The sequence below is a fragment of the Pedobacter miscanthi genome, assembly GCF_003315595.1.
In the GTDB taxonomy this organism is placed as follows: domain Bacteria; phylum Bacteroidota; class Bacteroidia; order Sphingobacteriales; family Sphingobacteriaceae; genus Pedobacter; species Pedobacter miscanthi.
This window is the reverse complement of record NZ_QNQU01000038.1, coordinates 1-26316: the sequence shown is the minus strand read 5'-3', so window position 1 is coordinate 26316 and position 26316 is coordinate 1. Positions and strand designations below refer to the sequence as shown.

Sequence of the window (26316 nt, the reverse complement as noted above, 5' to 3'; positions counted from 1 at the left end):
ATACGCTTATAGTTTAAGTGATAAACCACCATTGATAATGCGGTAGTTGGCAAAGCCTGACAAGCCTGTTTCGGGATCGAAATAATCGAGTTTGCTCCAGGTAAGGAGGTTATATCCGTTAACAAAAAACCGCAGGTTGCTGATTTTCGCCCTTGCCAGTAATTTAACCGGTACGGTATAACCTATCTCTACATTTTTAAGGCGGATATAATCGGCCCTTCTGTACCAAAAGCTCGAGGTTTGGGTATTATAAGTATTGTTGCCGAGGGTTAAACGTGGCAGCGTTGCATTCACCGGATTCTGTGGCGTCCAGCGGTTTTCCGTCGTATAATCGAGCACATAACCATAACCGTTGCTAAAGGCCAGCATTGACGATGGATTATAATAAATCTCCCTTGGTAACCTGCCCTCAATCAATGCATTAAAATCGAAACCTTTGTAGCCAAAACCGAAGTTTAAACCAAAAATGAAAAGCGGACGGGTATTAAGCGCTTTGGTATCCAAAAAGTTGATTACACCATCGTTGTTCAGGTCTTTGTATTTGATATCACCCGGACTTGGGGTATAACCGGGAATATTAGCGGTTTTGCTGATATCCTCACCTACCTGATAAAATCCGATGGCCTCGTAACCAAAAGTGGCAACGGGCTGGCCTGCCCTGTACATCCATGGGTAAGGATAATTACCTTCCTGTAAACTAATCACCTTGTTTTTGGCGTAGGTAAAATTGCCCTTAACGAAGTAAGAAAAATCTTTGCTTCGATCGGCGAACTGAACAGTTGCTTCCAGTCCATTGTACCGGGTACTTCCACCGTTAACGGTTGGATAAGTTTGGCCGATAATGCCCGAAGCATAACCGTTTGCCGGTGTAATCAGCTCGTCGGTAAATTTATTATTGTAATAATTAACCTCTACATTCAAACGGTTCTTTAAAAACTGTGCTTCAATCCCGGCATCTAACTTTAAAGCTTTCTCCCAGGTAATGTTTGGATTTTTTAAAGCATTTTCCAAACTACCGGAAACCGCAGTAGCCGTAGCACCAAAGTTATAACCGGTTATTCCGATGGTATAATTCTGTAAATAGGTATAATAATTCCCCGGATCGGCCCAGGCGGTTTCGCCCACGCTTCCGCGTATTTTTAAGAAATTAACCACTTTATCGTTAAACCAATCTTCTTTAGAAAGTATCCATCCTAAACCTGCCGATGGTAAAAAGCCCCATCTTTTACCTGGTGCATAGCGGTTGTAGCCACTGTAAACCATTGATACTTCTGCCAGGTATTTCTGATCGAAATCGTAATTGGCGGTAATGCCTGCATTCTGATAAATCTGGTTGAGCTGGGTATAAGAATCGATCAGGTTGGTGAGGTTAAAGGTACCCAGCACATTCAGGGTGCTTTTACCAAAGGTTTTATCATAACCCAGCAAACCGTTAACAAAAGTTTGTTTGTTCTGCGTGCCCAAAGTTGGTGCACCGCTATTGGCAATAATGGTACCATCACTGCCCACTTTGGTATAACTGGTAGTGGTGCCCGTGGTAATTGGATAATAAACGGCAAAAGTTTTATTCCGCGAAATGGTTTGCAGGTAATAATTATTGATCGATAACAAACCTTTTGCCCATAATCCTTTCGTAATGTCATCAAGCTTAAATTTTAAACTTACATCGGCGTTTAAGGAACGCTCGTTAAAGCTGTTATAACCCGAAGCAATGGTACTGGCCAAAATGTTGTTGGTATACTGACTGCTGCCGCCATAACTTCCATCGGGATTTTTTGCAGGATAACCCAGCGGTGATGTCTGAAAGATGCTGTTCATAATGTTCGAAGCAAGCGTACCCGGTTCGTTGCTATTTTCTATCGAAGCAAAAATGTTCAGCCCCAGCTGAATATTATCATTAAAATCGATCTGTGCATTGGTCCTTAAGTTGTAGCGCTTGTAATAGTTGGTGGTTTCGTAGCTATTATCCGGACCAGAAATAAAATTTCCGCCCTGGCTGAAATGCTCCACAGAAGTATAATAGCGGTAGTTTTTACCGTTTCCGGCAGCATTAATGGCATAACGCTGCTGTGCGGCATTCTTTTTATAAATGCTGTTGTACCAATCATTATTAGGCTGTAAAAAGGGATTATTGGTTCCGTTTTTATAGGCAGCAATTACATCTGCCGGATAAGTTGGCGTGGCGCCGGGGAAAGTATTCTGCTGTGCTTCGTTGTACAGCTCGGCATAATTGCCACCGGTAATAAAATTTGGTCTTTTAAACTGGTTCAGCACGCCGTATTGTGCCGAAAAATTGAGTTCGAAAGGTTTATCCAGCGATTTATCTTTAGTGGTGATGTACACAATACCACCCGAAGACCTTAAACCGTACATATTGGCCGAAACCGCATCTTTTAATACGGTAATGCTTTTGATATCATCCAGGTTGAAGCTGGTAAAGGAACGTATTACCCCATCTACCACAATGAGCGGCGACTGACCACGAAGCGTAAAAGAAGAAACATCGAAAAGCGGACCGGTGCGGCCCGAACTTCGGTTACTGTATAAACCGGGAATTCTTCCGGAAATGGCATTGGTAACATCCGATACCGGTGTGGTATTTACATCTTCATTATAAATGGTGGTGGTACCGGCAACATTGCGGAGTTTGGAAATGGTTTTAAACCATTGGTCTACGTGCCTGTTTTGCAAGGGCAGTTTTGCCATCACAGAATCTTTTACCAGCGAGTCGTTAGCTTTTTGGGCATACAGCATATTATTACCTGTTGCAAAAAGCAAACAGCCTATCCATAATGTTCTGAAACCCGGCACCCGATCTTGAAAAGTAATTGTTTTAATCATTTTGTTTGGTTTAGGTTTCTTTAGTTAAGCTGTCCGCGCACCAGGCCATTCGGTTGCTGGGCAGAAGAAATCTGCAGGTATATTTTTTCGCTCTGCAGTTTTGAAGCTGTTGCAGCATCAACAGGTACCGATCCCGACGATTCGCGCTCAGCATTAAAGGCAGGTGTTTTTAAATCAATAAAAACTGCACCTGAAGTGGTTTCGGTACCCAGAAAGATTTTGGCATTTCCGGGGGCATCATTATTTTCGAGTGCCTTATCAAAATAAATATCGTAATGCACTTCCATGTTATCCATCAGGTATACCATCGCTACGGCGTGGTCTGTTCTGCCACTAATGGCGGGCAAAACTTTCGATGCAGACAGGTCTACCTTCCATTGTTTTTTTACAAAAACATCGGAGGTATAGGTGTCTTTTTTGCAGGAGCTAAAAAACAGCAGCGCAAGCGCAGGCATCAGGCAATGCCTTTTCAATGTAAATAGGTTCATAAACTTTAGGTGTTGATTGTTTAAGGATGGCGGTTTAGTTTTTCATCCGTTTTGGCTGATGATTTTGCACAGACAGATGCTGCCGGCGCACTGCCGTTAAACTCCTAAACGCTAAAGGCACTGCTTCTGGTGAAAGTAGTTTTTGTTTCATGGTTGGTTTGGTTAATACTCGCTGTTGGCTAACTGATGGGTTGATATCAGCTTAGCTACAGCTTTGGTTGTTAGTTAAATTTGGTTAAGCCAATTACAGTAATGGTTAGTTACTGTTGGTGATTGTTGCTTTAAACACCTTGAATTGACATATCCAAAACTAGCGGGGTGAAAAATGAAAAAGGTCGAAAATTGTAAATGAAAGGGTAGAAAAACGTCAATTCTGCCGGTTTTTAATCAATTCGCACTATATTTAAAGTGAAATACAACGATCCCAAATAAAAAAACCAAAATGATAAAGCTGCGTTTTAGCGCAATAGGATTCTGCCTGCTGCTTTTGATATGCACATCCCTGTATGCACAAAAGCCAATTGTATTTAACCACCTTAGCATGGAAAACGGCCTGTCGCAAAATTCGGTAATGGCCATTGCACAGGATAAAAACCAGCTGATATGGATGGGTACCCGGCACGGGCTAAACCGTTACGATGGCTACCGCTTTAAAATATATAATAGCAGTTCCGACAACCGGAACAGCATTTCGGATAATGTAATTACCACGCTATTGAGCGATAGTAAAGGGCGTTTATGGGTAGGTACCGAAAACGGGTTAAATCTTTACGATGAAAAAGGCGATCGTTTTATCAGGATCAATAAAAAAAGTTCGGCAAAATCTTTCAGCTGCGATTCGGTAGAATGTGTTTATGAAGATCCTCAGCAAAATATCTGGATCGGCACTTACAATGGGATCAACTTAGTCGTAAATGCGGAAAAACAGATTTTCAAAAAATTTCTTTTCGACCGGCCCGAACGGAAAACAGGCATAAACCTTATTCTTTCGGTTTTTAAAGATGACCAGCAGAACCTCTGGGCAGGCACATTTAATGGTTTGGTGCGTATTTATCAGAAAAATGGCAAATACCGGTTCGAAATTTTCAGGCACAAGCCCAACGATCCGACCAGCATCAGTTCCAATGCGGTGAAAAGTATCGTCATCGATAAACAAAAACGACTCTGGCTGGGCACTTACAACGGTTTAAACTTATTCGATTATAAACATCAAACCTTTACCCGTTATCAAACCAGTGCTACAGATGTTAACTCCATTGTAAATAACGATATCCGCAAGCTTACCTGCGATAAAGCCGGCAACATCTGGATTGGTACACAGGAAGGATTGAGTATCCTCGATCCCAATACGCGTAAATTCAGCAATTACCGTTACGATCCTGAACAAAACAGCGGATTAAGCCAAAATTCTATCCATAGCATTTTCCAGGATTTAAACGGTTCGATGTATGTAGGTACCTTTTATAAAGGTGTTAATGTGGTTTATCCCTCTGCCACGCCATTTACGGTGTACCGCAATTCGAAAAAACAACAGGGTTTAAGCAGCAATATTGTGAGTGCCATGGTCGAAGATCAGTCGCATAATCTCTGGATTGGTACCGAAGGTGGTGGCTTAAATTATATAAACCGCAGCAATCATACTTTTCAGTATTACAAATCGGAACCTAGTAACATCAACGGACTGAATTCGAACCTGATTAAAACCTTGTGCCTCAATAAAGCCGGACAATTATTGGTGGGTACACACCGAGGGGGGCTTTATGTATTTAGTGCAACCAGCCATAATTTCAGGAAAATAATCAATGTAAAAGATGTAAAAAATACACCCAGCAGTGCCGAAGTGATCGCGATAACAGAAGACAATAAAGGCGTGGTTTGGGTAGGTTCGAGAGATGGTTTATCTACCCTGAAAAAAACCAATGGGCTTTATGCCGGCACCACGGTTAAAAGCATCGTAGAAAAAAGTTTGAAGAATAAATACATTGAGGTGATTTTTGAGGACCGGGCTAAAAACCTCTGGATTGGTACCAGGGCTGGATTATATGCCTATAATCCAGCATCGAAAAGAATTACGGCTTATGATCAGAATAAAACCAAAGGTTTAAAGTCAGAATACATCAATTGCATCATGCAGTTGCAAAACGGAAATATCTGTATCGGAACAGCTTTGGGAGGATTGAGCATCTTCGACAATAAGAGCAGAAAATTCAGGAATTATAATGAAAAAGATGGCCTGCCCAATAGCAATGTATTTGGTGTGATAGAAGATGAAGAAAATAATTTGTGGATCAGTACCGATAAAGGTTTATCCAAACTGCTTACCGGAACAGGAAAGTTCATCAATTACACCAAAAGCGACGGACTTGCAGGAAACGATTTTAACGTCAGGTCTTTTTTAAAAGATAGTCATGGTCAGCTGTTTTTTGGCGGATACGATGGTTTAACGGCTTTTTATCCGGGTCAGATCAACATCAACAAAAACATAGCGCCGGTTACTTTTACCGGGCTCAAACTCTTTAACCAGCCTGTTGCAGTAAATGGTTCTGATGGCATATTAAAGGAAGACATTAAAAATGCCCCGCAAATTGCTTTCAAACACGACCAGAATAATTTTACCCTTGATTTTGCGCTGCTAAACTATATTAAACCCGAAAAAAACAGCTACAGTTATATCCTTAAAGGCCATAGTAAAAACTGGACAAAAACGGATATCCCCAGCGTAAGTTATGCCGACCTGCCTTCGGGCAATTATACTTTTACGGTTACAGGGAATAATAACGACGGAAATCCGGGTGGTAAAGCCGCCTCGATAAAGATTACCATACTCCCACCCTTTTGGGCAACCTGGTGGGCTTACCTCATTTATCTGGCTTTCTTTTCGGGCTTATTGTTCCTCATTGTGCGTTACCTTTTTGTGCGTGCACTGTTAAAACGTACCGAAGATATCCAGAAAATGAAACTGAATTTCTTTACTTATGTAGCCCACGAAATCAGAACGCCACTTACATTAATTCTGGGTCCTTTAGAAAACCTTGCCAAACAATACCAAACAGACACTGAACTTAACCACCAGATTGTTCCGATAAAAAACAACGCCAACAGGTTAATGCGTTTGATTACGGAATTGATGGATTTTAGAAAAGCCGAAACCGGGCACCTTACGCTACATGTTACTGAAGATGATATTATCGGATTTATTAATGAAATTTTTATTTCTTTCTCCCATCTGGCACAAACCAATGGCATTCAATATGAATTTATACATGATAAAGAAAACATCTGCCTGTTTTTTGATAAACGGCAACTCGAAAAAGTATTGTTCAACCTGCTATCCAATGCCTTTAAATTCTGTGATAAAGGTGGACTGATTTCTGTCTCTGTTACCGAATCGGATGAAGAGGTAAGCATCAGCATTTCGGATAACGGTGTGGGCATCCCTCCCGAAAGCCTGAAAGGTTTGTTCAGCGATTATTTCCAGGTAGATGAACAGCAGAGCCACATTGGTTCGGGTATCGGCCTTGCACTATCCAAAGCGATTGTTGAGGAACACCAGGGAAATATTTCGGTTGAAAGCAGCGCAGCAGAAAACGGGTTACGTGGTTTTACCAGATTTTCGGTGAAACTGAAAAAAGGGAAATCGCACTTTAAAACCGCACTTTTTGATGGTATAAAAGATTACCCAGCCCACCCTAACCTTTATGCCCAGCAGGAAGAAAAAGGGATAACGGTTTCAAATCCCGAAAAACAAACAGATCCTGCTACAGAAACCATTCTGGTAGTGGAAGATAATAGCGAAATCAGATCATTAATTACAACCCTGGTGGGCAATAACTACCAGGTTGCCGAAAGTGAAAACGGATTACTGGGCTGGGAAACGGCTGTAGAAATGCTTCCCGACCTGATTATCTGCGATATTATGATGCCGGTAATGGATGGCATTGAACTTTGCAGCAGGCTTAAACAGGATGAGCGCACCAGCCATATTCCGGTAATCATTCTTACTGCCCGTTCTTCGCATATCCATCAGGTAAGCGGTTTAGAAACCGGCGCCGATGCCTATATCACCAAACCTTTTAGTCCGGAGCTGCTTTTGCTGAACGTGCGCAATTTACTCATGTCGCGAGAGGTAATGCGCCAGAAGTTTTTGAAACACATCCACCTGGCTCCTAAAGACCTTACCATTAATGCCATCGACGAGGCTTTTATGCAAAAACTGCTGGGTTACATCGATCAGCACATTGCCGACGAAGATTTCGGGGTTTCGGAACTGGCCTCGATGATTGGCATGAGCAAACCGGTACTTTACAAAAAAATCAGACAGCTCACTAACCTTTCGGTAAATGATTTTGTGAAATCGATCCGCTTAAAAAAAGCCATGGAGTTATTTAAGCTGAACAGGTTTACCATTTACGAAGTGGCCTATCAGGTGGGGTTTAACGATCCGAAATATTTCAGCAGGGAGTTTAAGAAACAGTTCGGGAAGAGCCCGCGGGAGGTTATGAACGGGGATGATGGATAATGTAAAATGGATAATGGAAGATGGATTTGAGTCCAAAGTCCTTAGTCCGGAGTCGGGAGTCAATTCCTGCGGATGGTAAACATTCGAAAAATCGTCATTTCGAGCGGAGTGCAACGTAGCCGAGAAATCTACCTCGAGACAGATCTCTCCACTCCGCGATGCTCCGGTCGAGATGACGTTCTTTTTATCAAGTTTTGCAAGTGGTTCGTGAAGTCACTTTGACAATCTTTTAGTATTATGCCCATAAGATTGTCAAAGTTTAGATTTTATAAAGTTTTGCAAGTGGTTCGTGAAGTCACTTTGACAATCTTTTAGTATTATGCCCATAAGATTGTCAAAGTTTAGATTTTATAAAGTTTTGCAAGTGGTTCGTGAAGTCACTTTGACAATCTTTTAGTATTATGCCCATAAGATTGTCAAAGTTTAGATTTTATAAAGTTTTGCAAGTGGTTCGTGAAGTCACTTTGACAATCTTTTGGTATTATGCCCATAAGATTGTCAAAGTTTAGTTTTTATAAAGTTTTGCGAGTGGGAACAAATTTTATTTACTTTAGCTCCTCAAATTTCAGTACAACACTGGTTCTATCGATAGTTAAAACCGGGTTGAAACCTACCTTCATTAAAAAATCTCCTGTATAGGTCTTGCTGCTATCGATCGGCGATTTTGTGCCCGGGAACAGGTTAATCTCTTTGATCCTGTATTTCTTTACTGCATCCAGTCCATTTAATTTAACAGGATATTTGCTGCCCTCTCCGTAACGGTAATTTACCAAGTAATTAAAAATTACACCTTCTGTTTTCTGCTCGTTTACATACAACATCGAGGCTACACTACCTGTACGCGGATCGGCTAAACGATATTGCTCGCCCTGCCAGATAATCCCTTTTACTTCATTATAATTTTTGATCGCATCCTGGCAGAACTGAAGTTCTTTTTCGGGCAGTTTACTTACCACAATATCAAAACCCAGTTTGCCCATCATGGCTACATCGGTACGGAATTTTATAGGTTGTTTGCCCCAATCGGTTACGTGGTTAGAACTGCTGATGGCCGGATAGAAGTAAGAATATTCCCACTGCATAAATATCCTTTCGAGCGGATCAGTATTATCACTTGGCCAAAACTCTGTAAAATATTGTAAGGCCGCATAATCTACCCTGCCACCACCGCCGGAGCATAACATCATGGGTACAGTTGGGTATTTGGCACGAATGCGTTGCAGCACACTGTACAAACCTTTTACATAATCGATGTAAAAGTGCGACTGATTTTTCTGATGTGCCGAATAAGCATTATAAATTACGGCATTACAATCCCATTTAATGTAGGCCAGTTTCGGGTTTTTGGTAAACAAATCGTCTACCACTCCAAAAACAAAATCCTGAACTTTAGGATTTGAAAGATCAAGTTCCAGCTGGTTCCTGAAATAATATTCCGGGCGGTTTGGTTGTTTCACCACCCAGTCAGGATGTTTTTCGTACAGTTCACTTTTCGGGCTCACCATTTCGGGTTCAATCCAGATTCCGAATCTCGTTCCAACTTTATCGGCTTCCTTTACCAGCGAAGCGATGCCATTGGGCAGTTTCTTTTTATTTTCCTGCCAGTCGCCCAGTGCTGCATGATCATCATTTCGTGGATACTTATTTCCGAACCAGCCATCATCCAGCAAAAAGAAATCGACACCCAGTTTTTTGGTATCTTTTAATAATTCGGCCAGTTTTTGCTCGTTGAAGTCGAAATAAGTGGCTTCCCAGTTGTTCAAAAGGGTTAAACGACTGCCTTTACCATCCAAAATTTTATAATTACGTGCCCAGTTCTGCAATTTTCTGCTCGCATCGCCTTTTCCCTGATCAGAAAAAGTATATAAAAACGCAGGAGTTGCAAAAACTTCGCCCGGTTTTAAGCTGTAAGGTGAAGCATAATTGTTCATCCCGGCAATGATGCGCAGGTTATTCTGATAATCAAGCTCCAGGTCGATCTTAAAATTACCACTCCACTCCAACGCACCGTACAAAACATTTCCTTCGTTCTCTTCCGCTGGTTTATCCATGGATATCATAAAAACCGAGGGTTGAAAAAGGTTGGCCCTTGTGCCCAGTTTGCTATCTATAGTTTTAATACCGTGGGTAATTTCACTTTGCTCGGGCTGCATTTCTTTAGCCCAGTCGCCATGGTACTGGTTAAGCCAAAAATGTGGCGATTTTAGATGCAGGTTTGCCGAAGCATATTTATTTAAGGTAACTGTACCTTTTTCGCTGTGTTTAATTTCCGTCCACTGTTCTATTACATCCTGTTTGTAAAATGATTTATAAAACAACGTGACTTCGAAATTGTAAACCGGATCTTTTAACCTGATTTTGAGCAGGCTTACATTATCATCAACTTTGGTAACCGTGTGATCAACATATTTAAGATCAAGCGAATTATTGCCATCTGCGTGCGTAACACTAATGGCCGGTTCAACCAGGTTTCTTGATCCTGATGGCGTATAGCCCGAATTTAACTGTCCGGTATAATCTTCCGTTTGTTTATACTGACCGTTAACCTGCGCATATTCCTGTTTATCGGCAAGTTTTTTTCCAAAAAATATGGTGTTTACATCTTTTTTCGCATCGGCCTGTAAAACCAGCGCATTATGAGCGGTTTCGATAGGGATTAGGGTTTGGGCACTAAGCTGGGTTATGGCAAAAAGGGAAAGGGCTACGGCCAATGCACCATGCCTGATGTAACCTGTAAATTGATCTGATCTGTTCATTTGTGTTTTCAATAGTAATCGCTAATGTTTTTTATAGATAGAGGTGGATTGAATTGTTCAGTGATTGAATGAGGGAATTATTGATTGAGTGAATGAAGGAATGAATGAATGAATATCTATTTTTGCTCTGAGGTTAACTTAAAAATCTGCGCATCTTTTGCGGATAATTTAAGTATCTGGTTATCTTTTAACATGGTTTTGGTTTGATCGATGAGATTTTCACAGCCATATTTTTTATCTTTCTCCAGGCCCAGGCGTGCAAAATCGAGATTATAGTGCTGCTCTGTATCGCTATAATTAAATACCGCCAGATATTTTACATTGCCTACCTGTTTAACAAAAAGTTGCGAGGCTGATTTACCCCTATCGCCTTCTACCGGAACAAATGCCTTTCCATTTTCCAGAATTTTCAGGATTCCAGTGTTGTTTAATAAACGTTGTGCGGTGCCTGTCCATTTACCCTGGCGCGAAAAATCATCGCCGGTGATGCAGGTGCCCGTTACAATGGCCGATAAAAACCTTGCAGTATTTTCGCCGTCTGATTGATCAGAAAATACCACATGGTCGGCATCGATATAATCGTAAAGGTAAGTTTGCCACCAGCCATTACTCACACTGTTTAAAGTATATTCGGTATCTTTTATTGATTTAAAAGCATCGCAGGCGATCCGGCGTACATGCACATACCTGCCCGAAGCCAGGTTTGGTGAGATGGCGGCATAAACCAGCATTTTACCATCGAGCTGTTTCAATAAAAACTCCATTCCGGTTTTATAGGCCTGCATACCTGTAGTAATTTTAGGATCGAAAAAATGATCGGATTCTATGGCTGCATGACCTAAAAAGTCGATTTTGATCATTTCGAAACCACATTCTTTAAACTTATTGATTACTGTTGCAATGCGTTGCTGTGTACCCGGATGCGTTGGATCCAATGCCCTTGCACCATCAATATCATGATAACCAGCACCAACTTTTGTCCACATCTCACCAAAAGTATAATTGGTTCCTTCGGCTTTGCGGTTGCCACCGCCTGCAAAACCCCAGTCAACAAACGGTGCCCAGTAAATGCCCGGTTTTAATCCTTTTAATTTTGCATGATCAGCAAAGGCTTTTAATTTAGAGTAATCGCCGGTTAAACCTCCTTTTAACAGGTTATCCCAGTACGAATCGAGATCGATATAAGCAACACCCCCGCTCCTGAAACTTTTTAAGTTATCGGCAAAAAAATCGCTTACCTGGTTGGCTTTTTCGAGGGTGATTTTCTCCTGCATGGCACCCCAGCTGTTCCAGCCTACGAGTGTTGCCTTATCCCACTTAAAAACGATGGGTGGCTCCGAAATCCGGTTAAGTTTGGCATAAGTTTCCATTCCTACACGCCAGTCGTTAAAAGCACCGAAAAATACTTTTGCCGAACTCACCGAATTGCCACTTAAATAACCATGCGGAATTTTATCGCGGGTAATGCTTTCTTCCGTATAACCACAAATGACCTGTAAGTTGATCTTTTTGTCGTTGTCCATTGCAGTGATTACACCTGTTTTCCAGTTGCTGTGTTCGATAGAACCCATTACAAAACCTTTCCGCGATTGATCGTGGTATAAAGCGCCTACCTCAGCACTGGGGTTGCTTACATTGGCCTTTAAAGGCACTGTGTTGTAAGAAATGAAAGTATCGTTATCGAATGGTACGAACAAACTTGTGGGAGTAGCTGAAGGCTGTTGATCAATCAGGTTTCCCTTTATAGGAACAATATGGTTGATGGATAAATTAGCACCTTGAAGGGTAATTCCGATCATAAAATAATCTTTATCACTATAGGTATAAAACACCTGTTGCATCACCGGCAAACCAGCCTGTTTTAACAGAAAAATGTGCTTAAAACCATTACCAAAAGCATCATGAACAGCTGTTTTACTATAAGTGATTTGTTTATAATCTTTGGAACTGAACAGCTTTTTCTGATATTCGGCCTGCGAGAAACCATTTAACAAGAGTTGAGCCGCTCCCTCCGAAACATTAAAGGTGCCGGTTTTAAGGTTGTAATCTATTTTTCCGCTTTTACCATAATTGATGATGATTGCCGAAGCCGATTTGCCAGCAAAGAACAGCACCAATAAGATTAACAGTGCCCGATGTTTGTATAAAAATTTAAAAATCATGTATTGTGCTAAAGTTTGACCGAAGTGATAGTGCTTAGTTTTCCGTTTATTTTAACTTTTACCTTTTGTGGCGTTGCCGAAGCGATTTTATAGGCCGTAATTTTACCATCCTTCCAGTTCATATCAACTGTAAAATTGCCCCTTGCTTTTAGCCCTTTAATTTCGCCAAAGGCTTTCCAGGCATCCGGAATGGCTGGCAGCAGTTCTATAAAACCATCGTGACTCTGGATCAGCATTTCGGCAATGGCTGCGGTGGCACCAAAGTTACCATCAATCTGGAACGGTGGTCCCGCTGATAACATATTCGGATAAACACCTCCGCCTGCACCATAGTTGATATCGGTACGCAAAGTAGGTTTTAAAATCTCCCTGAAGAGTTTAAATGCCCGGTTTCCGTCCTGTAACCTTGCCCAAAATATCTGTTTATACGAGATAGACCAACTTGGCCCGTCATCGCCCCGTACTTCGAGTGTTTTTTTAGCGGCTTCGGCCAGCGCAGGTGTTGAAACTGGTGTAATTAAACCTGCCGGATAAACGCCGTATAAATGCGAAATGTGGCGGTGCTGTGGATCGGTTTCTTTATAATCTTCCAGCCATTCCTGTATGCGCCCGTCTTTACTGATTACGCCTACCGGTGGGATTGATTTTAGTTTTTCCTGTAAAGAAGCACTAAAAGCAGCATCAACTTTAAGCAGTTTGGCCGCGGTGATTACGTTATTGAAAAGTTCTCTTACAATCTGGCTATCAATGGTTGGCCCCATCGAAATACTTGCGGTTTTTCCGTTAGGCAGGTAAAAAGTATTCTCTGGCGATACCGACGGAGAAGTAACCAGCCAGCCTGTTTTCGGGTCTTCGACCAAAGCACTCTGATAAAATGCAGCCGATCCCTTTAAGATTGGGTAAATACTTTTCAGGTATTTTAAATCGCGGCTATAAGCAAAGTGATCCCAAAGGTTGCTGCATAACCAGCCCGAACCGGCATTTGAGGCACCCCATGAGGCACTTTCGCCTGGTTCGGTAAAACCCCAGACATTGGTAATCACATGTGCAATCCAGCCATCGGCATTGTAATAGGCTTTGGCCGTTTTGGCACCATGCGTGGTTAAATTCCTCACCAGTTCTGCCAAAGGAAGGTTCAGTTCGGATAAATTGGCCGGCTCAATGGCAAAATGGTTCATCTGTACATTAACATCCAGGTGGTAATCGCCGTTCCAGGGGGTATTGATCTCTTTTGCCCACAAGCCCTGAAGGTTTGGCGGTAATAATCCCACCCTTGTACTGCTAATGCTTAAATAGCGCCCAAACTGGAAGAATAATGCACTTAACGAAACATCGTTTTTGTAATCTTTATAGAAATGATCGAGCCTTACATCAGTTGGCAGTTTAGCTGATTCGCCTTCGCCCAGATTGATTTTTAAACGGTTAAACAGTTTGCCAAAGTTTGCGCTGTGTTTGGCCAGTTCTTCTGCATAAACTTTATTTTTTGCTTCCTGAAGCACATTTTTTACCCTTGCTTCGAAATCGGCATGTTTAAAATCGGTTTCGGCAGCAACATAAACAATGATTTCAGTCGCATCTTTTATTTTAAGGATATTGCCATCTGTGCTAACCGAACCATCCTTTATTTTGGTGCTTACACGACTCATGTACTTCATGCCTTTTCCATCGGTTCCGTTATCCAGCTGACCGAACATCAACAGGTCGTTACCCTGGGTGGCCAGAGTTGCCTTTTCAGGCCGGCTGATGGAAATGTTGCAGTTCAGTTTTTTAGGCTGATCGGCAGTAATGCGGATGACATCTACATCATCATCAAAACTGCAGAAATATTCCCTTTTATATCTCACGCCGTTGAGCGTAAATTCGGTTGTGGCCACCGCTTTATCCAGCGATAGGGTTCTTTTATAAACTGCTGGCTTTACTTCTTTAACACCGGGATATTCATAATCGAGTTGTAAGTTTCCAAGAGTTTGGTACTTACCCCATGTTGCCCCTCCCGAGCCCTGTCCTTTGCAAACAAAATCGCGGTTTACGAGTTCCTGGGCTTCATCATTTTTGCCCTCCAATATCAGCTGCCTGATTTTCGGCAGGCTTTTATAAGCATCGTAATTATTAGCATCCTGTTTTCCGCCGCTCCATAAGGTAATATCATTCAGCACGATATTTTCTTTAGCAATACCTCCATCTGGTGTCATGCCGAGTTTACCATTGCCCAAAGGGAGGGTTTCTTCCCAGATTTGGGCAGGTTTATCGTACCAGAGCACCAAAGGCTTTTGCTGGGCAAAAACATTTTTCCCGATAAAAAACGAGCATAGTGTAAGAATGATCAGTTGCTTTTTATACATATTTCATTTGTGTGTGTTTTTATTAATCATCTCGACCGAAGCAAAGTCCAGAATATTTATTCGCTACCATAACCATACTTCAATAGAAAACTCGTCATTGCGAGGAGGTACGACGAAGCAATCTTTTCTGCTTGTGATTACTGCAAGATAGATTGCTTCGTCGGCTGAAAAAGCCTTCTCGCAATGACGACCATTGTATTGAAATGCTCTAGTCGAAATGACGGTTCGTTTAAAAAGATTACTCTTTATTCCAGAACCTGATTTCGCTCATATTACTATAATTGCCATCTCCGGTGGTTACATGTTTAATCCTGATGCGAATATAACGAATCGGTTTGCCACCGTTATCCAGTTCGGCCGTTATTGCATTTTTACCATCGTCAGTTCTGGTTACATCTTTTAAGAGCGTCCAGCCCTTACTGGTGGCTTCAGCAGGCCATCCGTTATCGCTGGCTGATAAATTGGTGGTTGCATTGGTTAAATCTGCGATTCCCCAAACTTCAAAACGATCAGGATTGTTACAGCAATCGCGCCCGGTTTCTTCTATCCGTGATAAATTGGTGTAAACTTTACCTAAGTCGAAAGTAATTACGTGCGGCATCCCACTGTTGCCGCCACTGTGGAAAATATTAGGATAACCCTGGGGGCCAACACTTCCATCCCACAATTTGCTGATGCTGGTACCCGATTCGTATGTAGGGGCATCGCCCGGCAAATGCACTTCGGCAAAAAGTGAGCGGTCGCAAAGTATATATTTGTAAACCTGCGGGAAAACAGAATAGGCGCTCACAGCAAAAACATCCAACGAATTTCTTTGCGGGATATATGAAGAAAGATATTGTATTTCGGTACCCGCTTTATAACTGGGCAGCACAACAGAATTATCTTTAGCTAAAAGTGTTAGTTCTGCTGCATTTCCCGATGCATTGGTATATTTGATGAGCGTACCTGTATTAATGGTATCGGGTACGTTAAAATTAAGTTTAACAGATCCGTCGGCATTAACAACATAAGGCTCCGTAGCATTATAGGCCCTATTTAATAATCCATTTTTGTAAGTTGGCCCATACACTTTTACATTGTTAATTTCTTTTGGGATCGACCTGTTTCCATTTTTATCATAAGAGTAAATGGTAAAGGCGTAAACAAATTCCTGTAAATTGGCAATATCTGCAAATACACTATCTGTTTTATTATTAATCGCCACCACCTGAGAATCTGCCTTATTGTTATAGTAAATCACATATTTTACAATACTCGGGTCGGAACTTGATTTCCATTTTAACTGTGCACGAAGATTTCCGGGCCTGCTCAGCACTTCTTTAGGGCTGCCGGTATAAATAATTTCGTGTCCGTTAAATAAGTCCCTGAAATCTGTTTGTTGTTTTTTACAACCCATCGTCATAGCCAGTGTAAAAAGGCCTGCGAAAATTATAAGATTTTTCATCGTATATAATTATTTTTTATGGTGATGAAATCATCATATTCTATCATTTCTCTGTTTGAATGAGGAAAAACTATGATGATTTCATCTTTTTATTTGAATCAGATTCGGTTAATAAATATTATTGTGGCGTTCCATAAGGTGTAAATTCCATGAGGTGGGCCGCTGCTTCGTTACCCCATACCGTTGATACGGCAATACGGAGGTACTTAACAGCCGGGGCTGCCGATGGCATTTTAAAACTTACGCCGTTTTTAACAAAATCGTTATCCGATGAATTGATTGCGGTAGGAAGGCTACCTGATGGCGGATCAGGAAAGCGGAAATTACCCAGATTTATCCAATTGCCGATAACAGTACCTTCTGCCGCCGTTACAGGAAGCTGAACGTCGGTGGGTGTAGAAGAATTTGTTCCCCAAAGAGCAAATACTTTTGGATTGGCGAATTTGTAGGTGTATTGGTCTCCTGTTCTTTCATAAAGTACAAAACGACTTAACTTATAGGTTTTCCCGATACCAAAGCTGCAGGAATAAGGAAGCGCTACACCGTAACGCGTATGCCAGCCGTTTCCGTCCTGCTTTCCATCCCATAAATATGGTAATGTCCAGCCAAAATCAATCGGGCTGTCCGTATTTAGGTTTAAAACGCTAAATTTTGATTTATCAACGGCTTCTTCGGCCAGCGGAACTAATGCTTTCTGAAGTGTGTCTGAAATATTGCCCCATCTGTCGGTCACATACACGCCAAACTGGCGTTGCGTTGATGAAAAACCGGTAACCGAATAATTGATTATTGGGTCTTTGGTAAAACGCTGATCCTCGATTTCCAGGGATTTGGTATTGTTATTATAACTCAGTACAACTATGCCAATCTGTTTTTTAAGAGGGTTCTCGGCCGTGATATTCACCCCGCTAAAATCTGCGGTAAGGTTTACCGACGGGCGTACAACCGAATAAACAGGAGTTAAGGGATTAACCGTAACGGTAACAGGATCAGACATTACATTTGCTCTCGAAACAGTATAAAGTGTTACCTGATAAGGTTTCGCTTTTGCAAATCCTTCAACAACTACTGTATCCTGATAGTAGGATGATTTGGTTTCCCGGTCTGTGTTATCATTTATCTTATACTTGGCTAGCACGTAAAGAATATTCTGTGAATTGGGAAGGTTATAGGTGATGTTCGCTCCCCCGTTAAAATTATCGACCTTAATATTGCTTACAGGCAGCGGTTTGCTGGTGTCTTCAGAAATAACAGCATTAAAACCGTTATTTTTCTTGCATGCCACTGCGCCGATAATCATCAGCATAATGAGACAAGGAAAACTATATTTTTTGATGTTCATGATCAGCTCTTCTTTAAATATTACCAAAATGGATTTTGAACTAAATTGGGGTTTACCGCCAGGTTATCTGACTTGATAGGCCATAAATAATCTTTTGTACTAAATATCGGTACAAAAAGATTACGCGGGCGATAGTAGTTTACTGCCTGATCGTCGAAAATGCTCCAGCCCTGCATAGGTTTGGCCATTACGGTTTGTAACTCTTTCCAGCGACGCAAATCCCAGCCCGGCATACATTCAAAAGCAAGTTCAATCCTTCTTTCCTGATGGATGATCTGGCGAAGGCCTGCCTGTGTAGTGTATTTCATCGGATTTGTAGAAAGCGTAGCCGTCCATGCATCGGCAATTGCGGGGATTTTTGCTCTTTTTCTTACCTCATCTATATAAGGTAGCACCTCCGAATAGTTTTTCCCCTGTTCATTCAAAGCTTCCGCATATAACAAATAAAGATCTGAGAGCCTCATTAAAGGAAAATGGAAATCTTCGTAAGACAAACGATCGTTATAAACCGTTAAATAATTAACCAGTTTTTTTGGCCAATAACCTGAAATGTTGGTGTGGCTTCCATCTTTCGGACCCGCAAAACTGGTAGTACCACGCGCCTGAACATAGTTTGCATTTGCCGGATCGCCCAGCTGACCGTTACCATACCAAACACCGCCATCAAATGCAATAGATGCATAAAACCTTGGTTCGCGTTTGAAATGCGCTTTTACTGTTTCATAACCATTGTGCACATAATACTGATCTGCCGTTCCGGCGGTTTGTAAAGTGTAGCGGTTCCTGTAATCCCAGGTTTTGTCTTCGTCTATCGGTAGTCCGTTATTCGTATAAAACAACTCCTGTTCAGCAATGGGAACAGCAAAGAAACCCTGGGCACTACCTATATTCAGGGCAGCGGCAGCGTTAAGGCGCGGGATACATCTCTCCTGTTTACCAAAACCGAAAAGTGGCGCCATACCCCATATCAATTCGGTGTTCTGCTCCCATTTATCGGTAATTGCGGTTTGAAACGACAGTACATTGATCAGTTCCTGTGGCAGGTTAGCGGGCATATTTGCTGTAGGAATAAAGGTGTGCAACCCCAATCCGGCGGCCAAACATGCCTTTAATGCTTCATCACAGGCTTGTGCAGCACGGTCCCATTTCTGCTGATCTTTTTGCTGACTGAACAGTTGTTGTCCGTCTTTATTACGTAATCCGGCGTAATCGGAATTTCCATTAAATAGCGGACTTGCCGCAGCCACTAAAATCTGAGCTTTAACAGAACGTGAAATCAGTGCGGTAATTCGTCCCAGCTCCTGTGTTTGGTTTTGAATCTGGGTTGGTAAATCAGGAGTGGCCTCATCTAATAATTTAACCATATAGTTTACAACCGAATCCACAGGTTTTCTTTTTAACCTTGTTTCCTCAATTGAACTGCTTATCGGCAGGTTAACATCAGTGATCGGAATAGGTCCGTACATCCTGAACAGGTAAAAGTGATAATAAGCTTTCAGGAATTTCACTTCAGCAATCCATCTTCTTTTTTCTGTATCGCCAAGATCGATGGGTTTGTCGATATTTTCGAGCATGGTATTACAGCGTCTGATGGCATTAAACATTGCCTGTCCGCCTTCATTTCCATCCCAGTAGTTTAACCCCGGGTTGCTGCTGGTTTGCGTACCCCTCATCATATTAAAACCAACAGAATTAATTCCCTGCTTATCGTTTAATTCATTTTCACCTGGAAAAACAATCTCCCCCGAGCTGGAGAAGCCTCCATCCATCCATGGTTCCTGCAAACGCTGCAATGTACTGTAACAGGTAAACAGGTAATTTTCTGCCTCATTACGGTTTCTAAAGGCATAATCTATTGTACCTACGTTGTCAGGCGTAACGTTCAGGTACTTTTTGCATGATGCCATGGACAATGCCATAACAACAGCGAATAAAATTTTTGAATATAATGACTTCATACCCTAATTTTTGCTTTTAACTATAAACTAACATTTACGCCGAGGTTGTACACTTTCTGCAATGGGTAAGAAAATCCATTGCCACCTATTTCCGGATCCCACATTTTAAACGGACTCCAGGTTACCAGATTCAGCCCACTGAAATAAACCCTCAGATTTCTAAGTTTAATCTTTTCTGCCAGCTTTCGGGGTAAGGTGTACCCTACTTCAAGCGATTTCATCCTTAAAAAACTACCATCACGTAACCACCAGGAGCTATTTTGGCGGTTGTTTTCGATTACCGCACCGTTTATACCAAGACGTGGGTACAAAGCATACAGGTTCTGGTTATCTTCCGACCAATGGTCGTCTGCATATTGCTGGATCACCTGCGTGTTACCAGGCAACCAGGAATCAGGGCTTTTGATAAAAGGACTCGTTCTGGCCGGGTCGATTACAAATGATACACCTGCCTGCCCCTGGAAAAACATATTAAGATCGAAGTTTTTGAAACCGGTTGAGACCCCGAATCCGTATACAATGGTTGGTACGGTTGGGTTTCCAAACCAGGTTTGATCTTTGCTATCAATTACACCATCATTATTTAAATCGCGGTATTTAATATCGCCGCCCATTGGTGCAATACCATTGGTGCTAAATATCTGTTTAGGCGAATTTCTGGCTTCGCTATCATCAACAAATAAACGTTCTGCGATGTATCCAAAATTTCTGTTCAATGCTACACCATCATGCAAACGGTATTTATCTGCAAAATCAGGCTCTTCATATTGTGTATATTTGTTTTTGGCCAGGGTAAAGTTGGCAAGTCCGGATACCCATAAGTCGTTGCTGAAATTGTGTTTCCCATCCATCGAGAACTCAATACCTTGTGATTCTACCTTACCAATATTGGCTGATATCTGCGATTCCAGTCCCATAGTACTTGGAATATCTTTTCTATCCTGCAGAATATCTGATTTAAAGTTTTTGTAAACCTCAGTGGTAAATCTTATGTTTTTAAGAAACGTTAATTCCAATCCCAAGTTGATCTGCCTCGACACTTCCCAGGTTACATCCCTGTTTTCATAATTATTGATGGTTACGCCGTTATGAGAGTATCCAAGATTGGTTCCGAATGAAGCCGGATTTCCGCCGTTCAGGTTAACATCAGATAAGTAAAAAAACCTTCTGTCGCTGATTGCATCATTACCAACCAAACCATAGCTACCCCTGATTTTCATCCGGTCGATCACATTGGAAAGGTTTCCATAGAATTTTTCTCCGGATACGATCCACGAGGCACCAACAGTTGGGAAGAAACCAAAACGGTGATTTTCTGAGAAACGTTCCGATCCGTTGTAACCAAAGTTGAATTCCATGAAATATTTGCTCTTGTAAGCATAAGTTGCACGACCCGATAAACCGAGATTCCGGAATGGCAGGGAATTAAACAAGGTATTGGCATTTGCATTGAGCAATTGCTGCTGCGTACCGATTAATGCGGCACTTACGTTATGGTCCTTGTTGATATCAACCGAATAATCTAATACCCCTTGCAAATACAAGAAGGTATTAAGCGTACTTGCTCCTGCGTAGTAGTTTAAATATTCCCTGGCCTGGTCGGGTTTATTGTTGATCCAGTTTAAGGTATATTGGTTAGATGCTTTGTCGTACGACTGTACATTATAAAAATAAGGTGCATAGGCAAGCTCTGATTCAAACCTGGCGTATCTGTTTGTACTAAAGATTCCTTTAAAATTTAAACCTTTCGTCAGAAAATCAAGCTTTTGATTTACCTCAAGCTGGGCAAGCATCCTCGATTCAGAAAACCTCCTGTTTCCCCTAAGCAATGCAGCATAAGGGTTGATGTTTTTTACATCTGTTGAAGAAGTTGGTGGTGTGCTTCCATCGGGCAGTACAACCGCATCGGTATTATTACCAAAAAGAATGTGCTGAACACGTGCATTGGCTTTGTCGGGTTCGTAATATGCCGGAAAATCAACCGGACTTGTGTGGGTAGCAATGTTGTATAAATCGGTTGCAAACGACGGATCGTTCGTCATCGGACCTACATACTCATTAAAGTTACCCGATAAACGTACAATCAGTTCGGTGGTGCGTGTAAGATCAATGTTTACGTTCGAACGTAACTGATAATTTTTAAAGCGGACGTTATTATTATTGTTGTTCCTGATATCGGTTTTCAATATTCCATTATCATTTGAATAAGATCCCGCCACATAATACCTCGCTACGCCCCCGCCACCAGAAATATTAAGGTTGGCCCTTTGTGTAGAAGTATTCTTTTTGAACAACATGTCCATCCAGTTTACAGCAGGGTAAACATAAGGGTTGCTACCGGGTGCACCGTTCATTGTAGCCTGTGTATTTAATATTTTATTTGGCGTATATGGTGCTCCTGGCGAATTTCTTGTACTCAGGGCTTCATTATACAATTTCATATAGGTAACCGGATCGGCAATCTGCAACGGGCTGATTGGCGAGGATGTTGATCCTTCCATGCGCACACTAATCTGCGCTTTACCTATTTTTCCTTCTTTAGTTTTAACCAGGATTACCCCGTTTCCGCCCCTGGCGCCATATAGTGCTGTTGCACTTGCATCTTTTAAAACAGAAAAACTTTCGATGTCATCCACCTGCAGGCGGGCAAGATCAGTGGAGGTCATTTCTACGTTATCGATCAATATCAAAGGATCTCTTCTATAACCGAATGTAGTTACCCCACGGATAAAGAAGTTTGCATTGTCTTGCCCCGGCTGCCCACTTGGCTGAAATGCAATAATACCGGCTACCTTACCGGCAAATGCCGTTGTAAGGTTACTGGCAGGCACTTTTAAATCTCCGGGCCGTACAGATGTTACTGCACCAACAATGGCTTCCTTTCGTTGTTTTTGTCCTAAGGCTGTAATCACAACCTCTTCGGCCTGCACTGCATCTTCTGCAAGTTTAACATTAAGTACAGTGGTGTTTGCGGTAATGGTAATCCTTTTTTCTACGTAACCTATAAATGAGAAACGCAGTTGAACACCGGGATCAACATCAAGGATAAACCTTCCATTATTATCTGTTTGGGTGCCAGCCTTATTACCGCTAACGGTGGCAACAACAACTCCGGGAATGGCAACCCCTGCCGTATCGGTAACCTTACCCGTAATGGTTTTCTTCCCCGCCTGGGAATAACCTTTTACAGGCATAAAAATCAGGAAAAATACAAGCATCGAACCTGTCAATACCAGTGCATTTTTTAGCCTGCCAGACACCGAAAGGTGCCCACAAAACAAAAATAATTGCTTCATTTGCTAATAAGCTTTTAAATGATGAATTAAAAAATTGTAGATAGATGTAGATCGACAGAGATTAACCTTTTTCAGGATGTTGTAAATCTGCCGGCCATCCTTTAACAATTGAAGGAAGGGTTTGCACTGCTGCACAATAAGTTGTAAAATTTCTCATAATTTGGGATTATTTGGTTAACGAAAACAACAGTCTAGCTTCGGAGAAAGGATCTTTAGCATCTTACTTACCTGTTATGCCCTTTTTTTGAAAGGAAATAAAATGCTGGAACACAAGTAAATGAAAATTTATCCTATCCTATCCTATCCTATTATTTTCAGATACAATTATAAACAAAATATTTAATATTCCAAGTGTTGAATAAAAATATATAAGCAGCTGAATTACAGACTCAAGCAAGTATATATGAAGAGAAAATAAAAAAGACAAGCGCCATCAGCGAGATCAGTATGATATGATAGTAGTGCCTATTCTGCCAGGGAATAATCGCAATTTTATTATCGAGCACCAAATGGTAAGGGCTCTGATTTGGATAGAGTTTCGAGATGCCCAGCATTAATAAAACTGTAATGATAAATATAATGGCTAAAGTGTGGAGATAATGCAGATGGATAGAAAATACCCATTCGCTCATGATATAACAGGAGATAAAGAAAATCATCCCGATTTTAGCAGCAACGGGTGGCATTTTTTTGGTTATAAAGCCGATAAAAATGATGGTAAAGATGGGCAGACTAAATATGGCACTGATTTTTTGCAGGTATTCGTAAAAGCCATGCTTCGAGAAAATAATAAAAGGTGCAAAAACCATCGCAAACAGCGATACCGAAATCTGGAATAACCTTCCTGTCCGCAATAAACTCTTATCAGATAATACTTTTCCTTTTTTCTCCATAAAGGGTTTGTATAAATTGAGGAGAAACAAGGTACTCGAACTGTTCAATCCGGCGTTAAAGGTGGTAATGGCCGCGCCAAAAAGCACACAGGCCGATAAACCCATTAAAAGCGGCGGCAACACATCTTTAATCAGCAGTGGAAATACCTGATTGGTATTGGTTAAAACAGGATAAAGGTGGACGGCGATTAAGCCGGGGATATTGATCAGCAGCGGACAAAGCAATTTGGCAAAACAGGTTAAGGCAATACCTTTCTGACCTTCTTCTAAACTTTTGGCCGCCAGTACCTGCTGGATAATATACTGCTCCATGCCCCAGTAATAAAGGTTAACAATAAGCATACCGGTAAACAAGGTAGAAAAAGGAACGGCATCGGTACTGCTCCCAATGGCATTTAGGTGTTCCTTTTTGGTAGAAAGTACGGTAGAAAGTCCGCTGAAGAAATCTCCGTGCCCTAAGTAGCGTAATCCATAGTATGGTAATGCAATAATCAGGATTAACATACCCGCACTCAATACGGTATCGGAAATGGTAATGGCCTTAAAACCACCTAAAATGGTATACACTGAACCGATTAGCCCCATGATCCATACAAATATCCAGATGCTTTCCCAATACGAAAAGTGGAAACCAGAAAGATCAATCAGGTTACTAAAGGCCACCGCGCCACCATAAAGCACCGATGGTAACAGGTTGATAATATAACTGAATAGAAAAACTACCGAAACCAGGGTTTTGGTCTGTTTGTCGTAACGTTTCTCCAAAAAATCAGGAATAGTGCGGATACCGGTCTTAAAATAAATGGGGATAAAAAACTCTGAAACAATAATCATGGCGAGGATAGATGAAATCCCCCAGCCAATTACCGACATGTTATTGATGTAAACTGATTCGTTTTCGCCGATAAACTGGTTGGCGCTAATGTTGCTGAAAAACAATGAAGCACCGATAATGATAAAACCGTTGGTGCGGTTGGCAAAGAAAAAACCGGTGATGGTAGAGCGCTGTGATTTCCTTGTTTTGAAATAAGAAATCACCGCGGCCAATACGGTGAACAAAATAAAACTGATGATGGCTATGGTTCCCACGCGATGGTGTTAAAGTGAATTTCTTCTGATCAGTTGATTTTCCATTACATGTTTAATGGGTTTCAGCCTTAGCACAAACTCAGCGGCAAGACGGCCCATGTGCGCAAAATCGATAGAGAAAGTAGTAATCCCGTCAAAAATAATCTCTTTAACGTTATCATCGTTATGCGAAAGGATACCAATATCTTTGCCAACTGTTAAGCCTTTTACTTTGGTATCTTTCAGCATTTCCCAAAGCTCGAGGTTGTGTATGGTAAAATAAACCTTATCTGGTGCAATACTCCCGGTTTCGTAACTGTTTTTGATTACGCCCTTGATGTTAAACTCCTTTATAAAACGTTTAAAAGAAATCAATACTTCATTGGGCTCGGCTGATGAGGGTTTAAAAAAGAAAACGAATTCAGAAAACTCCTTAATCCTCGGTGCCAGTTGTAAAAAAGCATTATAAGATGCCTTTTCGAACTCCTGAACGATGTAGGAATAATCACCCTTCAGTTTTACGTACCTGTCTACAATCAGCAGTTTTTCTTTCGGCAATTGCTCCAGTACTTCTTTCGCTTCTTTACTTTCTATCGGGGCTATTACATATAACCCATACTGACCTTTATTGCTATTGATAATGGATTCGAAAACACTGAAATTATTGTGGTGGAAATATACATCAACCTGGATATTATCGCCCAAATGATCGCGGAAATTCTGGTAAAAAGTTTCCTGAAAGGTATCGAAAGCGTAAATCAGCAAACAAACTTTAAGGTGCTGTTCGGTATCATCGGTGGCTACAAAATAGCCCATGCGGTTTTTTGATTCCAAAATCCCCCGGTTAATCAGCTCCTTATAGGCTTTACCAATGGTTTCTTTTGCGAAACCGGTTTCGCGCATCATTTCATTTACGGATGGCAATATATCACCCTTGGCAATCAGTTTATGATTGAGGCCATTGATGATTCCCTGTACAAGCTGTTCGTGTTTCGAGAAAGAATTGATGATGCTCAACGCTTTGATTTCGTTAAACAGCTTTTCCTTATTCATGCAACAATATTTGGTTTAATCGATTTACTAGCGGTTAATTTGCCCGAAATATATAAATTTAATAGAGATTATCGGTAAAAATTTAAGAATGATCTTTATTTCGATCTCTGCTCCGTGGTCTGTGTCCCCACCAATGCTATTAACTTAAGCT

The 26316-nt window shown here is 41.4% G+C and carries 12 protein-coding genes; 1 reads left to right on the top strand and 11 read right to left on the bottom strand.

The annotated features are described in order from the left end of the window. Positions 1 to 6: 6 nt before the first annotated feature. Together DRW42_RS26815 and DRW42_RS26810 are read right to left on the bottom strand one after the other, a co-directional pair. Positions 7 to 2841 (bottom strand): SusC/RagA family TonB-linked outer membrane protein, encoded by a 2835-nt coding sequence (locus DRW42_RS26815; protein ID WP_113951934.1) that lies wholly within the window; start codon positions 2839 to 2841, stop codon positions 7 to 9. 20 nt (positions 2842 to 2861) lie between these two features. Further along, positions 2862 to 3329, bottom strand: a complete 468-nt coding sequence (locus DRW42_RS26810) for a CHRD domain-containing protein (protein WP_113951933.1) — start codon at positions 3327 to 3329, stop codon at positions 2862 to 2864. A gap of 541 nt (positions 3330 to 3870) precedes the next feature. Between DRW42_RS26810 and DRW42_RS26805 the strand changes: the two genes are divergently transcribed. After that, entirely contained in the window at positions 3871 to 7848 is a 3978-nt protein-coding gene (locus DRW42_RS26805) for a hybrid sensor histidine kinase/response regulator transcription factor (RefSeq protein WP_158544413.1), read from the top strand. Positions 7849 to 8393: 545 nt separating this feature from the next. Here the strand turns inward: DRW42_RS26805 and DRW42_RS26800 are convergent. From DRW42_RS26800 to DRW42_RS26760, 9 genes are all read right to left on the bottom strand, one after another. Then, positions 8394 to 10604, bottom strand: a complete 2211-nt coding sequence (locus DRW42_RS26800; protein ID WP_113951931.1) for an alpha-galactosidase — start codon at positions 10602 to 10604, stop codon at positions 8394 to 8396. Positions 10605 to 10720: 116 nt separating this feature from the next. Next, positions 10721 to 12766: an alpha-amylase family protein gene (locus DRW42_RS26795; protein WP_208643658.1), complete on the bottom strand. Its 2046-nt coding sequence runs from the start codon at positions 12764 to 12766 to the stop codon at positions 10721 to 10723. Positions 12767 to 12774: 8 nt separating this feature from the next. Next, entirely contained in the window at positions 12775 to 15108 is a 2334-nt protein-coding gene (locus DRW42_RS26790) for a glycoside hydrolase family 95 protein (RefSeq protein ID WP_113951930.1), read from the bottom strand. 238 nt (positions 15109 to 15346) lie between these two features. Then, positions 15347 to 16555, bottom strand: a complete 1209-nt coding sequence (locus DRW42_RS26785) for a DUF4998 domain-containing protein (RefSeq protein ID WP_113951929.1) — start codon at positions 16553 to 16555, stop codon at positions 15347 to 15349. A gap of 118 nt (positions 16556 to 16673) precedes the next feature. Beyond that, entirely contained in the window at positions 16674 to 17897 is a 1224-nt protein-coding gene (locus DRW42_RS26780; protein WP_113951945.1) for a DUF4959 domain-containing protein, read from the bottom strand. A gap of 20 nt (positions 17898 to 17917) precedes the next feature. Beyond that, positions 17918 to 19855, bottom strand: a complete 1938-nt coding sequence (locus tag DRW42_RS26775) for a RagB/SusD family nutrient uptake outer membrane protein (RefSeq protein WP_113951928.1) — start codon at positions 19853 to 19855, stop codon at positions 17918 to 17920. A 20-nt stretch (positions 19856 to 19875) separates the two neighbouring features. Next, a complete protein-coding gene (locus DRW42_RS26770) occupies positions 19876 to 23151 on the bottom strand; it encodes a SusC/RagA family TonB-linked outer membrane protein (protein ID WP_244215376.1) in 3276 nt (1091 codons plus the stop codon). Positions 23152 to 23540: 389 nt separating this feature from the next. Then, a complete protein-coding gene (locus tag DRW42_RS26765; protein ID WP_113951927.1) occupies positions 23541 to 25133 on the bottom strand; it encodes a solute:sodium symporter family transporter in 1593 nt (530 codons plus the stop codon). Positions 25134 to 25142: 9 nt separating this feature from the next. Then, positions 25143 to 26165, bottom strand: a complete 1023-nt coding sequence (locus tag DRW42_RS26760; protein WP_113951926.1) for a GntR family transcriptional regulator — start codon at positions 26163 to 26165, stop codon at positions 25143 to 25145. Between the last annotated feature and the right edge of the window lie 151 nt (positions 26166 to 26316).

What these genes read in the sequence shown, in the direction of transcription:
- DRW42_RS26815 (WP_113951934.1), bottom strand. Translation starts at nt 2,841, where the DNA reads ATGATTAAAACAATTACTTTTCAAGATCGGGTGCCGGGTTTCAGAACA.
- DRW42_RS26810 (WP_113951933.1), bottom strand. Translation starts at nt 3,329, where the DNA reads ATGAACCTATTTACATTGAAAAGGCATTGCCTGATGCCTGCGCTTGCG.
- DRW42_RS26805 (WP_158544413.1), top strand. Translation starts at nt 3,871, where the DNA reads ATGGAAAACGGCCTGTCGCAAAATTCGGTAATGGCCATTGCACAGGAT.
- DRW42_RS26800 (WP_113951931.1), bottom strand. Translation starts at nt 10,604, where the DNA reads ATGAACAGATCAGATCAATTTACAGGTTACATCAGGCATGGTGCATTG.
- DRW42_RS26795 (WP_208643658.1), bottom strand. Translation starts at nt 12,766, where the DNA reads ATGATTTTTAAATTTTTATACAAACATCGGGCACTGTTAATCTTATTG.
- DRW42_RS26790 (WP_113951930.1), bottom strand. Translation starts at nt 15,108, where the DNA reads ATGTATAAAAAGCAACTGATCATTCTTACACTATGCTCGTTTTTTATC.
- DRW42_RS26785 (WP_113951929.1), bottom strand. Translation starts at nt 16,555, where the DNA reads ATGAAAAATCTTATAATTTTCGCAGGCCTTTTTACACTGGCTATGACG.
- DRW42_RS26780 (WP_113951945.1), bottom strand. Translation starts at nt 17,897, where the DNA reads ATGAACATCAAAAAATATAGTTTTCCTTGTCTCATTATGCTGATGATT.
- DRW42_RS26775 (WP_113951928.1), bottom strand. Translation starts at nt 19,855, where the DNA reads ATGAAGTCATTATATTCAAAAATTTTATTCGCTGTTGTTATGGCATTG.
- DRW42_RS26770 (WP_244215376.1), bottom strand. Translation starts at nt 23,151, where the DNA reads ATGAAGCAATTATTTTTGTTTTGTGGGCACCTTTCGGTGTCTGGCAGG.
- DRW42_RS26760 (WP_113951926.1), bottom strand. Translation starts at nt 26,165, where the DNA reads ATGAATAAGGAAAAGCTGTTTAACGAAATCAAAGCGTTGAGCATCATC.